Genomic DNA, 13,911 nt, shown 5'->3' on the forward strand with positions numbered 1-13,911 from the left:
CGTCAGGCCAACGGGCAGTACAAGTGAATATCGTGGGGTTCCAGATCAAACAGCTCGGGATCCGGTTGCGCCAGCAACCGGCAACCCTGGCGCTGATAGAACTCCACGGTATTGCGTGATTCGGTTGCCGAGACGTACAACGCCTCGGCACCGACCTCCCGGCCATGCTCGCAAGCCAGGGCAAACAAGCGTCCGCCCAATCCCTGCCCGCGCCAGGCACGGCTGATGTGCAGGAACTTCAACTGCCGCATCTTCAGGCCCTGATTGTGAATAACCCGGTTATCCACAACCACCGCTGACACCAGTGTCTCGCCATCGAAAATCCCGTGCAGCCACCCACCGCTGCGCCAGCATTTTTCCAATACCCGCGCATTCTCCTCCGCTTCCCCTTCGGGCCATCCGCGCATGTCGAAACGCGCCGGATACAGAATCAGCTCAGCGTTTTCCACGCGATAGCACTCCTCAACCAGTTCACTGCGGTCGATCTGCGCCAACAGTGGCAAGTCCGATTCAGTCAGCTCTCGTTCGATCAACATTGCGGTCCATTCCTTTGCAATTCCAAACGACAGGTAAGAAAAAACCCGCCGGTTCAATGGCGGGTTTTATAGGCTTTGCGACCGGTCGGAATCAATCCCGCAGATCAGACTCGTGAATCGGCTGATCCCGATGGGTCGCACGTTGATATTGCGCTGGCCACACCGCTTTGCGTCCACCCAGATCATCGTCGGCATGCAGCGGCCAGTACGGATCACGCAGCAACTCACGGGCGAGGAAGATGACGTCGGCCTGACAGGTTCTCAGGATGTGCTCGGCCTGGGCGGGTTCGGTAATCATTCCCACGGTGCCGGTGGCAATGCCTGACTCCTTGCGCACCCGTTCGGCGAAGCGCGTCTGATAACCCGGTCCCACCGGAATCTCCGCGTTCGCTGCGGTGCCACCCGACGATACGTCGATAAGATCCGCGCCGAGGGTTTTCAGGCGTCGCGCCAGCTCCACGGTTTCATCGGGGTTCCAGCCATCTTCAACCCAATCGGTGGCCGACAGACGGACGAACACCGGCAGTTCTTCCGGCCACACCGCGCGTACCGCCTCGGTCACTTGCAACACCAGACGGATGCGGTTTTCGAACGAGCCGCCGTACTGGTCGCGCCGCTGATTACTCAATGGCGACAGAAACTGGTGCAGCAGATAACCGTGCGCCGCATGCACCTCGACCACACTGAAACCGGCGGTCAGCGCGCGTTTGGCTGCTGCCACGAAGTCCTGAATGACTTGGGCGATCTGGCTTTCATCAAGTTGTTTGGGTTGGGTGTGTTGCGGGTCGAAGGCAATCGGCGAAGGCCCGACCGGGGTCCAGCCGCCGTCATCCGGTTTGACGCTGCCGTGCTTGCCGATCCACGGCCGATGAGTGCTGGCCTTACGTCCGGCGTGGGCCAGTTGAATGCCGGCCACAGCGCCCTGCGCGTTGATGAAACGGGTAATGCGTTGCAGCGGTGCGATCTGTTCGTCGTTCCACAGGCCCAGGTCTTCGGCGGTGATCCGCCCGTCGGCCGTGATCGCCGTGGCTTCGGTAAATACCAGGCCAGCGCCCCCTACCGCACGGCTGCCGAGGTGCACCAGATGCCAGTCGTTGGCCAGGCCGTCGACGCTGGAATACTGGCACATGGGCGACACGGCGATGCGGTTGGGCAGGGTCAGTTGGCGAAGGGTAAAGGGTTCAAGCAGCAGACTCATGGGGCACCTCTCAAATCAGTGGGCAGGCTCCAGGGTTCTGTTTGAAAAGTCGACGAGTGACAGGAAAAAGGTACGGCACCCGCCCCCGCGGGCAAAAAATTCGACAAGACGTCACAAGGCCAATCAAGCAGTGCTTAGAGCCTAGTCGACATCCGGGGATGAGGGAGGGTTCAGAGTGATTCTGTGTGTGTGTGTGAGTCCGCTTTCGTCGGAACGCCGCCCGGAGCAAGCTCGCGAAAGTGTCAGCGCGGTTCGATGTGGGCAATCATCAGTTGCACGGTTTCATTGCCGCGAAACTCGTTGAGATCGAGTTTGTAGGCCAGTTCGACCCATTTGATCGTCGGGTTCGGCCAGATATCGCGATCGATGCCGAACGCGATGCCATCGAGCTTCACCGAACCGCATTCGGTTTTCAGCACCACTTTCAGGTGCCGCTCGCCGACCACTCGCTGCTCGACCAACTGGAACACGCCGTGAAACAGCGGCTCCGGGAAATGCTGGCCCCACGGCCCGGCGTGACGCAGGGCGCGGGCCAGTTCCAGATGAAATTCCTCGACCGCCAGCGTGCCATCCGACAGCAGGCGCCCGGTCAGGTCTTCTTCGCGAAGTTGCCTACGCACCTCGGCGTCGAAGGCCTCGGCGAACAACGGAAAATTCTCCTGCGGCAAGGTCAGGCCAGCGGCCATCGCGTGGCCGCCGTACTTGGCAATCAGATCCGGATGTTGCGCCGCAACCACGCTCAGCGCATCGCGAATATGAAACCCCTGCACCGAACGCCCCGAGCCCTTGAGCAGACCGTCACCAGCATCGGCGAACGCGATGGTCGGGCGGAAATACCGCTCCTTCATCCGCGACGCCAGAATACCGATCACACCCTGGTGCCATTCCGGATCGAACAGGCACAACCCGAACGGCATCGACTCGACCGGCAAATCCTTGAGCTGGGCCAGCGCTTCGCGCTGCATGCCCTGCTCGATGGATTTGCGGTCCTGGTTCATGCCGTCCAGTTGCGCGGCCATTTCCCGTGCCAGCGCAGCGTCGTGGGTCAGCAGGCACTCGATCCCGAGGCTCATGTCATCCAGACGCCCCGCCGCGTTCAATCGCGGACCGACGATGAAACCGAGGTCGGTCGACGTAATGCGCGAAGCTTCGCGCTTGGCCACTTCCAGAATCGCCTTGATCCCCGGCCGTGCACGCCCGGCGCGAATCCGCTCCAGACCCTGATGCACCAAAATCCGGTTGTTGGCATCCAGCGGCACCACGTCGGCAACGCTGCCCAGCGCCACCAGATCCAGCAGTTCGCCGATGTTCGGCTGCGGCTTGCTCTCGTACCAGCCGAGGCTGCGCAGGCGCGCGCGCAAGGCCATCAACACATAGAAAATCACCCCGACCCCGGCCAGCGCCTTGCTCGGAAACTCGCAACCAGGCTGGTTCGGATTGACCAGCGCATCGGCTTGCGGCAGTTCATCGCCGGGTAAGTGGTGGTCGGTGATCAACACCTTCAGGCCGTGACGTTTAGCGGCCGCCACACCTTCGACGCTGGAAATACCGTTGTCGACGGTGATCAACAATTGCGGCTCGCGGGTCATCGCGACTTCGACGATTTCCGGGGTCAGGCCGTAGCCGTATTCGAAGCGGTTCGGCACCAGATAATCGACGTGCGCCGCGCCCAGCAGGCGCAAGCCAAGTACGCCCACGGTGCTGGCCGTCGCACCGTCGGCGTCGAAGTCACCGACGATCAGGATCCGCTGACGCTGCTCCAGTGCCGTCACCAGCAGGTCTACCGCCGCATCGATCCCTTTGAGCTGCTGGAACGGGATCAGCCGCGCCAGGCTCTTGTCCAGCTCCGCCTCGGACTGCACGCCCCGCGCCGCGTACAAACGGGTCAGCAGGGGTGGCAGTTCACCGAGAAACGGCAGAGTGGCGGGCAACGGGCGAGGATCGATACGCATGGGGTGACAGAAGCTTCTCTTGAATACGTGGGATTTTTTGGGAGTAACGCGGACTTAACCGCGCTCGCCTTGCAGCCAAGTGAGCTGGATTTCGTGCTGGCCACGATCGTCGGTGACGAAGATCGTGCCTTCACTGATCATCACGTCCCACTTGATGACGCGGGGCATGTCCTGGGCCAGTGTTTCCAGCACCTCCTGCGGGACAGCAGCAATATTGACGTTCTTCAGGTTTTTGATCGCCGGGATCACCTTGCCTTCCCAGACGCGCAGGCTGCCGTAGGCCAGCAGGCTGGTGCGCTCGGTGCGACGGGAGCACCACGTCAGGCGATCAGCGTCCGGCTGGCCGACTTCGATCCAGTGCAGGACGCGGTCATCCAGGCTCTTTTCCCACAACGCAGGTTCATCGACGTCCGACAGACCACGACCGAACGACAGCTGCTCGTTGTACCAGAGCGCGTAGGCCAACAGGCGTACGGTCATGCGTTCTTCGGTTTCCGAAGGGTGACGGGCGATGGTCTGCTTCACGTTCTCATAGACGCTGCGGTCGAGATCGGTGAGGTTCAGTTCGAATTTGTAGGTAGTGGACGGCTGGGCCATGAACGGGCTTCTTGATACGAGGAAAGTCGGCAAGTCTAACCGATGCTGTAGGCAATCCACGAATTGATGGCGATCAACCTTGCGCGACTGACAGCCGGCTATGTTAAAACGCTGTATCTGCTCAGCCTTGTCCTACAGGATCTCGCATGCCGTTCGCCAACAAACCGCTCAGCGGTCTGAAAGTCATTGAATTGGGTACTTTGATTGCCGGGCCGTTTGCCTCGCGCATCTGCGGCGAGTTCGGCGCCGAAGTGATCAAGATCGAATCGCCGGACGGCGGTGATCCGCTGCGCAAATGGCGCAAGTTGTACGAAGGTACTTCGCTGTGGTGGTTCGTCCAGGCTCGCAACAAAAAGTCCCTGACGCTGAACCTGAAACACCCCGACGGCCTGGCGATCCTGAAAAAACTGCTGGGCGAAGCCGACATCCTGATCGAGAACTTCCGCCCCGGTGTGCTGGAAAAACTCGGCCTGAGCTGGGAAACCCTGCACGCACTGAACCCGAAACTGGTGATGGTGCGCCTCTCGGGCTTCGGCCAGACCGGGCCGATGAAGGATCAGCCAGGTTTCGGCGCGGTCGGCGAATCCATGGGCGGCCTGCGCTACATCACCGGTTTCGAAGATCGCCCGCCGGTGCGTACCGGAATTTCCATCGGCGATTCGATTGCGGCTTTGTGGGGCGTGATCGGTGCGTTGATGGCCCTGCGTCATCGCGAGGTCAACGGTGGCCTCGGCCAGGTGGTCGATGTGGCGTTGTACGAAGCAATTTTCGCGATGATGGAAAGCATGGTGCCGGAGTTCGACGTTTTCGGATTCATTCGTGAGCGCACCGGCAACATCATGCCAGGCATCACGCCTTCGTCGATCCACACCAGCGCCGACGGCAAACACGTGCAGATCGGCGCCAACGGCGATGCGATCTTCAAGCGTTTCATGCTGATCATCGGTCGTGAGGATCTGGCCAATGACCCGACACTGGCCAGCAATGACGGGCGCGACACCCGCCGTGACGAGTTGTACGGCGTGATCGATCGCTGGGTCAATTCGCTGCCGCTGCAAACCGTGCTGGACCTGTTGAACCAGGCCGAAGTCCCGGCCAGCCGGATCTTCAGCGCCGAAGACATGTTCAATGATCCGCAGTACCTGGCCCGGGAAATGTTCCTGCACGCCAAACTGCCGGACGGCAAACCTTTCAAGATGCCGGGCATCGTGCCGAAACTCTCTGAGACACCCGGCACGTCCGAATGGGTCGGACCGCAGCTCGGTGAACACAATGCGCAGGTACTCCACGATCTTGGCTACGACGAGAAGCAGATCGCCCGGCTGCGCGAAGACGGAGCCATCTGAGCTGAAGCGCCGACCGGCCTCAGCCTCCAACCGCGCCCACCACTGGTGGACGTGGCGGCTGTTCGGCCTGCTTTTTCTGCTGGTGCTGCCAGCCTGGGCGCAGGCCAAGCCAACGCTGATCTGGCTGTTGCGCGACCTGCCGCCGCTGACCATTCTCGAAGGCCCGAAAAAGGGCCAGGGCGTCATCGATCAACTGATGCCGATGCTGATAGCCGGCATGCCGCAATACGAACACACCCTGATGCGGGTCAACCGCGCCCGGGGCCTCCAGATGCTCCATGAACATCCGTTTGCCTGCGATCCGTCGTTGCTCTGGAACAGGGAGCGGGCACAGTGGATTGCGTTCTCCATCCCCGCTTTCCGCGCAGTCAGTAATGGTCTGGTGGTTCGTCGCAAAGATCGCGAAATGCTGGAACCTTTTCTGGTCGAGGAGCAAGTCGATCTGTCGGCGTACCTGGCCAACGGCGAGAGAAAAGTCGGGGTGGTGGCCGAGCGAAGTTATGGCGAATACGTCGACAATCTGCTGCGCCGCGCACCAAGTGGATCGCTGACGCCGCACTATGGCAATGATGCTCTCAGCAGCCTGCTCTCGATGCAGCGACTGGGTCGGCTGCAAGCGGTGCTGGGCTACTGGCCGGAAATCCGCTACCAGGCGCGTCAGGTTCAGATCGCCGAAGACGAGCTGGAGTTTTTCCCCGTTCACGGTGCGGACAAGTACATCTCGAGCCATGTCGGCTGCACCGATACCACCCAGGGTCGCCAGGCGATCCGCGAAATCGATCAACTGTTGCGCACCCTGCCCCACGAACACCTGAACCAGCTCTACGCCCAGTGGCTCGACCCTGAAATGCGCCCGGACTACCTGGAGCAGGCACGGATTTTCTTCCAGCAACAGGCCACGCAGTAGATGCCGGGCAAAAAGAAACCCCGAGAAGTGGGGAGACGACTCGGGGTTAAACGTGGTCTGTATCAAAGACCCGTAGCAGCAAGCGACAAGCACCGGAGCACAATGCTTGATCCTGCTGTTATGGGGTCTGACTGACCTGGATGCAGGAAGGTTCCCACAAAAGTCCCATCAGTTTCAGAGCAGCGGGCGCTTGTCGCGGGCAACATTGCGCAATGCAGCGATCACACAGGGTTCCAGCCGGCCTTCGGCGATCAGGATGTCGCGATGCAAGCCATCGACCACATCCGTCAGCTGGCGCTTGTCGCTCAACTGCGCCCGATTGAATTCGCGTTCCACCACAATGGCGCCACTGCCGTTCTTCAGTGTCACCAGGCATTCGCCCTGCAGACCGCGAGGGGTCAGCGTTACCTGATACGGGCTCAGAGCCTCACCGAGCAATAGACTGATACTTTCCATCTCGATCTCCACTCAATAGTCCGAAAACACAGTGCCTGGGGCGTGTCCACAGTAAATGACCACCGGCCCGAGAAGAAAGTTCTGCATATCGGCGGCCTCTGCGGGAGCGTCACCGACCTGTCGGAGCATGCATGGAGAAGATGACAGAAAAATAACCGATGGCTTCAGGCGCTGACCGAACGTCGGGGCTGCGACAGGTAACTGTCAAGCAGATTGCGCATCAGCACCGCCGAAACCGGCGTGTACAGTCGGCCCAGGAGCTGCACCCCGCTCTCCTCCAATAAAAATTCCAGATCGGCCAGTACGCTGGGAGCGACCACACCCAGCAGAATCAACGATCGAGCATCCCGTCGGGCAACCAGATGGTTGATCAGTGCCAGCCCCTCACCATTTTTGAGCTGCGGATTGCAAATGGCGATATCGACAGCCCCCCGACGATCCAGCGAGCGCTTTGCCGCGCCCAGCGAAGGCGCGGTCAACACGTCGTAGATTCCAATGGCGTTGAGCATCTGGTGCAACGCCATCAGTTGAAACGGGTCGGGTTCGAGAAGCAGGATTTTGAGCGAGCGCATTGGACGACCTCTTGCACGACAATCGCGGTTTCTCGCCGCAGTGGATTGTCACTCTAGGGCAGTCGTCCTAAGCCTCCCATCAGAAAAGTAGCCAGGTTTTATAGGACATTTCCGATCTTCAACGCAGACATCGACACCCGCTATCGGTCTGCCTCTGAATGATGTCTGTCCAGCCCCCCAGCAAGCCGCGCAGCGCCCCATCAGCACCGTAAAAAGGAACCGTCCACTGATAGACCTGCCGAGAACCGCCCTTGAACATCAGCTGTCGCCTGCTGAAGCGCGTCTTGCGGGTGCGCAGTTGCACCATGAACTCATCATGAAGCATCAACGCCGTGGCTTGCGGAAGCACGTCGAGCTCACAGAGCGTCCGCCCCTGCACCTGTTCAAGACGCACGCCGAGTGCCTCTTCATAACTGCGATTGCACATGATCAGGCGCCCCTGCAGGTCACGCACGAACACCGGGTCCGGCATGGCATCGATCAACGCATGCTGAAACGCCAGTTGATCGCCCAGGTCTTTCTCCACCTCACGTCGCTGCTTTATCTCGACAGCGAGCCGGCGGCTCCACAGCAGCGAAAACAGGCCGAACACCCCGAGCACGCCCATGCCCCAGCATCCCCACTTGATCACCAGCGTCCCGAGCGAGGGCGCTGGAGCAGGGGAAATGCCATCCAGCCATTTCAGGCGCATTGCACGCAATTCGGCTGCCGAAAAGGCCCCAAGGGCTTTGTTGAGAATACTCAGCAACTCAGGCAAGCCCTTGCGCACCGCCAGATGATCCGCCTCCCACTTGCCCTCCACCAGACCTCCGACCTTGAGCAGGCCCGATGGAAACAACTGCGCACCCATTTCGTTTTCAATGGTGGCGTATGCCTCGCCACTCTCCACCAGCGCCTTGGCCTCGGCGTAAGTCTTGACCGAACGTATCTCGATCAGCGGATGGTCGCGTCGGATACTGTCCTCCAGCGCATGCCTGGCCGGCAGCACCAGAACCCGTTTATCCAGCTCTTCAAGCGACTGCACCGCCGGCAAACCCGCCCGCCCGACGAACACCCACCCCGCTCCCCCGAAGGCATGGCTGAAATCGAGAAACTGCCTGCGCTCCTCGTTCATCGCCAGCGTGGTACTGATGTCGGCGACGCCACTTTCGAGCTGCTCCAGCATGTGGTTGGTGGAGAACGACTCCTGATGCACGAACTGCAAACCGGTCATGGCGCTGATGTGCTTGAGCACATCGTTGTTCAAGCCGCTCCACTGACCGTGCTCATCCTGAAACAGATACAAGGGATACTGCACCGAGGCGACTGTCACCCTGGGGTTTTCACGAATCCACTGTTGCTCTTGCGCGTCCAGCTCAATGGGCTGGATGTTCAACTCTGCCTCTCCTGAATGCATCGTCAGATGGGCCGCGTCCGCCAATTGCAGCAACCCCGACAGCCCCAAAAAAAACAACCAGCACAACGCCGGCTTCCATCTTGAATAAAACCGCATTGCCACATCCTTCGTCATCGACTCGCCCGTCCTTCGTGGGCGAAACACGCGCAGTGTGGCATGCAAAAACAAGAAAGCCCGTCAGGAGACGGGCTTCAAAATGTGACAGCTTTCAGGGCTTAAAGCGGCTTGCCGCGATTGCCATGCTGGCTGACAAAGGCTTGCACGGCTTTCAGCTCGTTTGCCAGAACGGTGCAGCGCTCTTCTCTCTCAAACAAATCAGAAAGGTGTGCAGGCAGTTCGAGAGCTTTTCCTACACCGGCTTTCTCCACTGCGTCCGGGAACTTGACCGGATGCGCCGTGCCCAGGATCACCATCGGGATGTCCAGGCTGCGACGGCATTCGCGAGCGGCTTTCACGCCGATGGCGGTGTGCGGATCCAGCACTTCACCGGTCTGCTCGTAGACTTCGGCGATGGTTTCGCAGGTTTGCGAATCGTCCACAGCCAGCGAGTCGAACAGTTTGCGGGCTTCGGTCCAGCGTTCCTGTTCGACGCTGAAACCGCCGCCCTGCTTGAACGAGTCCATCAGGCCGGCAATCGCCGCGCCGTTGCGACCGTGCAGGTCGAACAGCAGGCGTTCGAAGTTCGACGAAACCATGATGTCCATCGACGGCGACAGCGTGGCGTGCAGGGTTTCCTTGACGTACTGGTTGCCGCTCATGAAGCGGTGCAGGATGTCGTTGCGGTTGGTGGCGACGATCAACTGGTTGATCGGCAGGCCCATGTTGCGCGCCAGGTAACCGGCGAAGATGTCGCCGAAGTTGCCGGTCGGTACCGAGAACGACACGGAGCGAGCCGGGCCACCCAGTTGCAGCGCTGCGTGAAAGTAATAAACGATCTGGGCCATGATCCGCGCCCAGTTGATCGAGTTCACCGCCACCAGGCGCGTGCCCTTGAGGAAGCTCTGGTCGGCGAAGCTGGCCTTGACCATTTCCTGGCAGTCATCGAAGTTGCCTTCGATAGCGATGTTGTGGATGTTCTCGCCGAGAATGGTGGTCATCTGCCGACGCTGCACTTCGGACACACGGTTGTGCGGGTGCAGGATGAAAATGTCGACGTTTTCGCAGTGCTTGCAGCCTTCGATCGCGGCCGAACCGGTGTCACCGGAGGTGGCGCCGACGATCACCACGCGCTCGCCGCGTTTTTCCAGCACGTAGTCGAGCAGACGGCCGAGCAGTTGCAGGGCAAAGTCCTTGAACGCCAGGGTCGGGCCGTGGAACAGCTCCATGACCCATTCGTTGCCGTTCAGCTGACGCAGTGGCGCCACGGCGTTGTGGGCGAACACACCGTAGGTTTCTTCGAGGATCTTTTTGAAATCGGCGTCCGGAATGCTGCCGGTGACGAACGGGCGCATGACGCGAAATGCCAGCTCGTGATACGGCAGGCCGGCCCAGGAAGCGATTTCTTCCTGGGTGAAACGTGGCAGGTTTTCCGGGACGTACAGACCGCCGTCGGTGGCGAGACCGGCCAGCAGGACGTCTTCGAAATTCAGGGCCGGTGCCTGGCCGCGGGTACTGATGTAACGCATGACTGACTCCAATGGACAGTGTTCACGACACCGGTCCCGCTGGCGGAACCGGTGAAGGAGATCGGCTTAGTTCAAGTGCTCGACACGGATCCGCACGACCGGACCGACCACGCCCGCCAGGGCTTCGAGGGCGGCGATCGCATCGTTGATGTGCTGTTCCAGCACGCGGTGGGTCAGCAGGATCATCGGCACCAGGCCGTCGTGTTCCTCGACTTCCTTCTGCATGATCGACTCGATGTTGATGCCGCGTTCCGAGAGGATGCTCGCCACCTGAGCGAGTACGCCCGGGTGGTCCTTGGCCTGGATGCGCAGGTAGTAGGCGCTTTCGCAGGCTTCGATCGGCAGGATCGGATGGGCCGACAGCGAGTCCGGCTGGAAGGCCAGGTGCGGCACGCGGTTTTCCGGGTCGGAGGTCATGGCGCGAACCACGTCCACCAGGTCGGCGATCACCGACGATGCGGTCGGCTCCATGCCGGCGCCGGCGCCGTAGAACAGAGTCGAACCGGCAGCGTCACCGTTGACCATCACCGCGTTCATCACACCGTTGACGTTGGCGATCAGACGATCGGCCGGGATCAGCGTCGGGTGTACGCGCAGCTCGATACCGGCGGCGGTGCTGCGAGCCACGCCCAGGTGCTTGATGCGGTAGCCCAGCGCTTCGGCGTAGTTCACGTCGGCGGTGGTCAGCTTGGTGATGCCTTCGGTGTAGGCCTTGTCGAACTGCAGCGGAACACCGAACGCGATGGACGCCAGGATTGTCAGCTTGTGCGCTGCGTCGATGCCTTCGACGTCGAACGTCGGATCGGCTTCGGCGTAGCCCAGCGCTTGCGCTTCGGCCAGCACGTCTTCGAAGGTGCGACCCTTCTCGCGCATTTCGGTGAGGATGAAGTTGCCGGTGCCGTTGATGATGCCAGCAACCCAGTTGATGCGGTTGGCAGACAGGCCTTCACGGATCGCCTTGATCACCGGAATGCCGCCGGCTACCGCCGCTTCGAACGCCACGATCACGCCTTTCTCGCGAGCCTTGGCGAAAATTTCATTACCGTGAACGGCAATCAAAGCCTTGTTCGCGGTGACCACATGCTTGCCATTCTCGATGGCCTTGAGTACCAGCTCGCGGGCAACGGTGTAGCCGCCCATCAGCTCTATGACGATGTCGATCTCAGGGTTCGTGGCCACTTCGAAGACATCGTTGGTAATCGCAATACCGGTCGTCTGGAACTGAGGCTTTGGCGTGCGCATGGCAATTTGTGCCACTTCGATTCCACGCCCGGCACGACGAGCGATTTCCTCGGCGTTGCGCTGAAGTACGTTGAAGGTACCGCCACCGACGGTCCCTAACCCACAGATGCCTACTTTGACCGGTTTCACTGTGAACTCCCCATAAAACGGCCGACGCGAGGCCGGCCGTGAAAACAACCGCGCAATCGCGGCTCTCTATTGATGGCCCGGCCGTGTTGCCGCCGGGCCACGCTCGTCACGCCTTGACGTGACGATGCGAATTACTTCGCGCCCAGCGCCAGTTTGGCGACTTGTGGCGCAGGCTGGTAGCCCGGAATGACTTGTCCGTCAGCCAAAACGATGGCCGGCGTGCCGTTCACGCCGATCGACTGACCAAGGGCGAACTGTTTGGAAACCGGGTTCTCGCACTTGGCGGCCTTGATTTCCTTGCCATCGACCATTTTGTCCATGGCGGCTTTCTTGTCTTTCGAGCACCACACGGCTTGCAACTGCTCGTCACCCGGCGAGCCCAGGCCCTGACGCGGGAACGCCACGTAGCGCACTTCGATGCCACGCTTGTTCAGCTCAGGCACTTCGGCGTGCAGCTTGTGGCAGTACGGGCAAGTGGTGTCGGTGAACACGGTGATGTGCGACTTGGTCTCGCCCACAGCCGGGTAAACCACGGTCTCGGCGACCGGAATTCCGTTGATCAGTTTGGAAATGCCCAGGCGTTCGGTCTTCTCGGTCAGGTTGACCGGTTTGCCGTCCTTGAGCTGGAACATGTAGCCCTGAACGATGTACTGGCCGTCGGCGCTGGCGTAGAGCACGCGGCTGCCCTTGAGCTTGACTTCGTACAGGCCCGGCAGAGGGCTGGCGGTGATGGTGTCCACCGGAACGTCGAGCTGGAGGTTTTCCAGGCTCTGGCGGATGGCTTTGTCGGCCGCATCATCGGCGACGGCAAAGGTGCTGACCAACGCAATGGCTGCGGCGGCGAAAATCTGGGTCAGACGCATGTGAACTCCTGAAGGCGGACAAATGGAACGATCAGAACGCCCGTGCCGGAACACCGGGTCATAACCGTCCATCGTGCAAACCGGCAAAGCCTACCACATAAGGCTCCCGTGGCCGAATGCGCCTGTCGCAAGGCAGAACGCTCAGCCGCGAGGGTGATGCTTGGCATGCAGATCCTGCAACCGTGCACGGGCGACGTGCGTGTAGATCTGCGTGGTCGACAGGTCGCTGTGGCCCAACAGCATCTGCACCACGCGCAAGTCGGCGCCATGGTTGAGCAAGTGAGTCGCGAAGGCGTGACGCAGTGTGTGCGGCGACAGCGATTTGCCGATCCCTGCAACCTTGGCCTGATGCTTGATGCGGTGCCAGAAGGTCTGGCGAGTCATCTGCTCGCCGCGCTGGCTTGGAAACAGCACATCACTCGGGCGCCCACCCAGCAACTCGCCGCGACCGTCGCGCAGGTAGCGCTCGACCCAGACAATCGCTTCCTCGCCCATCGGCACCAACCGCTCCTTGCTGCCCTTGCCCATCACCCGCAACACGCCCTGCCGCAGGTTGACCTGTTCCAGGGTCAGACTGATCAGCTCGGTCACCCGCAGGCCACAGGCGTAAAGAACTTCAAGCATGGCACGGTCGCGCTGGCCGATGGCTTCGCTCAGATCCGGCGCCTTCAGCAGCGCTTCCACGTCGGCTTCTGACAGGGATTTGGGCAACGGTCTGCCCAGTTGCGGCATGTCGACACGCAAAGTCGGATCGACCGAGATCAGTTTTTCCCGCAGCAAATAGCGATAAAAGCCACGCACGCCTGAGAGAAATCTCGCGGTGGAACGGGGTTTGTAGTTCTGCTCCAGACGCCAGGCCAGGTGATCGAGGATCAACTCGCGACCCGCGTTGATCAATTCGAGGTTTTTCTCCTGCAACCAGCCGTTGAACAGCGCCAGATCACTGCGGTAGGCATCGCGGGTGTTGTCGGACAGGCCTTTCTCCAGCCACAGGGCATCGAGGAATTGGTCAATCAGCGGGTGGTCGATGGCAGGCATGGGCACTCTGGCCGCGCCGGCAAAAGCACGACGCGCAAATAAACAGTGAACGGT

Annotated in this window: 13 protein-coding genes; 2 read left to right on the plus strand and 11 right to left on the minus strand. The window is 60.7% G+C overall.

What is annotated here, in order from left to right; translation table 11 throughout:
• Window positions 1–2: 2 nt before the first annotated feature.
• The 4 genes from M5B44_RS03235 to M5B44_RS03250 all read right to left on the minus strand — a co-directional run bounded on the left by M5B44_RS03235 (window position 3) and on the right by M5B44_RS03250 (window position 4,283).
• Complete coding sequence (locus M5B44_RS03235) at window positions 3–536, minus strand: GNAT family N-acetyltransferase (protein ID WP_248738211.1); 534 nt, start codon at window positions 534–536, stop codon at window positions 3–5.
• 91 nt (window positions 537–627) lie between these two features.
• Entirely contained in the window at window positions 628–1,734 is a 1,107-nt protein-coding gene (locus M5B44_RS03240; RefSeq protein WP_248738212.1) for an NADH:flavin oxidoreductase/NADH oxidase, read from the minus strand.
• Between the two features lie 242 nt (window positions 1,735–1,976).
• On the minus strand, window positions 1,977–3,686 hold the full coding sequence (recJ, locus tag M5B44_RS03245; RefSeq protein ID WP_007954648.1) for a single-stranded-DNA-specific exonuclease RecJ: 1,710 nt from the start codon (window positions 3,684–3,686) through the stop codon (window positions 1,977–1,979).
• 54 nt (window positions 3,687–3,740) lie between these two features.
• Window positions 3,741–4,283 (minus strand): YaeQ family protein, encoded by a 543-nt coding sequence (locus M5B44_RS03250; RefSeq protein ID WP_248738213.1) that lies wholly within the window; start codon window positions 4,281–4,283, stop codon window positions 3,741–3,743.
• Between the two features lie 146 nt (window positions 4,284–4,429).
• On the opposite strand from M5B44_RS03250, the gene M5B44_RS03255 reads away from it, so the two are divergent.
• The gene (locus tag M5B44_RS03255; protein WP_248738214.1) at window positions 4,430–5,629 is read left to right on the plus strand and encodes a CaiB/BaiF CoA transferase family protein; all 1,200 of its coding nucleotides are present in this window, start codon (window positions 4,430–4,432) and stop codon (window positions 5,627–5,629) included.
• A complete protein-coding gene (locus tag M5B44_RS03260; RefSeq protein WP_248738215.1) occupies window positions 5,556–6,536 on the plus strand; it encodes a TIGR02285 family protein in 981 nt (326 codons plus the stop codon). Before M5B44_RS03255 ends, M5B44_RS03260 begins: the two co-directional genes overlap by 74 nt.
• Window positions 6,537–6,710: 174 nt before the next feature.
• On the opposite strand, the gene M5B44_RS03265 is transcribed toward M5B44_RS03260, so the two are convergent.
• The 7 genes from M5B44_RS03265 to xerD all read right to left on the minus strand — a co-directional run bounded on the left by M5B44_RS03265 (window position 6,711) and on the right by xerD (window position 13,857).
• Window positions 6,711–6,992, minus strand: a complete 282-nt coding sequence (locus M5B44_RS03265) for a DUF3509 domain-containing protein (protein WP_119429023.1) — start codon at window positions 6,990–6,992, stop codon at window positions 6,711–6,713.
• Window positions 6,993–7,156: 164 nt separating this feature from the next.
• Window positions 7,157–7,564 (minus strand): DNA-binding protein, encoded by a 408-nt coding sequence (locus tag M5B44_RS03270; protein ID WP_248738216.1) that lies wholly within the window; start codon window positions 7,562–7,564, stop codon window positions 7,157–7,159.
• A gap of 118 nt (window positions 7,565–7,682) precedes the next feature.
• A complete protein-coding gene (locus M5B44_RS03275; RefSeq protein WP_248738409.1) occupies window positions 7,683–9,056 on the minus strand; it encodes a transporter substrate-binding domain-containing protein in 1,374 nt (457 codons plus the stop codon).
• Between the two features lie 119 nt (window positions 9,057–9,175).
• Entirely contained in the window at window positions 9,176–10,585 is a 1,410-nt protein-coding gene (thrC, locus tag M5B44_RS03280; RefSeq protein WP_248738217.1) for a threonine synthase, read from the minus strand.
• A gap of 66 nt (window positions 10,586–10,651) precedes the next feature.
• Window positions 10,652–11,956, minus strand: a complete 1,305-nt coding sequence (locus M5B44_RS03285) for a homoserine dehydrogenase (RefSeq protein ID WP_011332618.1) — start codon at window positions 11,954–11,956, stop codon at window positions 10,652–10,654.
• A 131-nt stretch (window positions 11,957–12,087) separates the two neighbouring features.
• A complete protein-coding gene (gene dsbC, locus M5B44_RS03290) occupies window positions 12,088–12,819 on the minus strand; it encodes a bifunctional protein-disulfide isomerase/oxidoreductase DsbC (RefSeq protein ID WP_085711641.1) in 732 nt (243 codons plus the stop codon).
• A 141-nt stretch (window positions 12,820–12,960) separates the two neighbouring features.
• Entirely contained in the window at window positions 12,961–13,857 is an 897-nt protein-coding gene (gene xerD, locus M5B44_RS03295; RefSeq protein WP_085729749.1) for a site-specific tyrosine recombinase XerD, read from the minus strand.
• Window positions 13,858–13,911: the final 54 nt, after the last annotated feature.

The sequence above is a fragment of the Pseudomonas sp. MWU12-2029 genome (assembly GCF_023242425.1).
In the GTDB taxonomy this organism is placed as follows: domain Bacteria; phylum Pseudomonadota; class Gammaproteobacteria; order Pseudomonadales; family Pseudomonadaceae; genus Aquipseudomonas; species Aquipseudomonas kribbensis.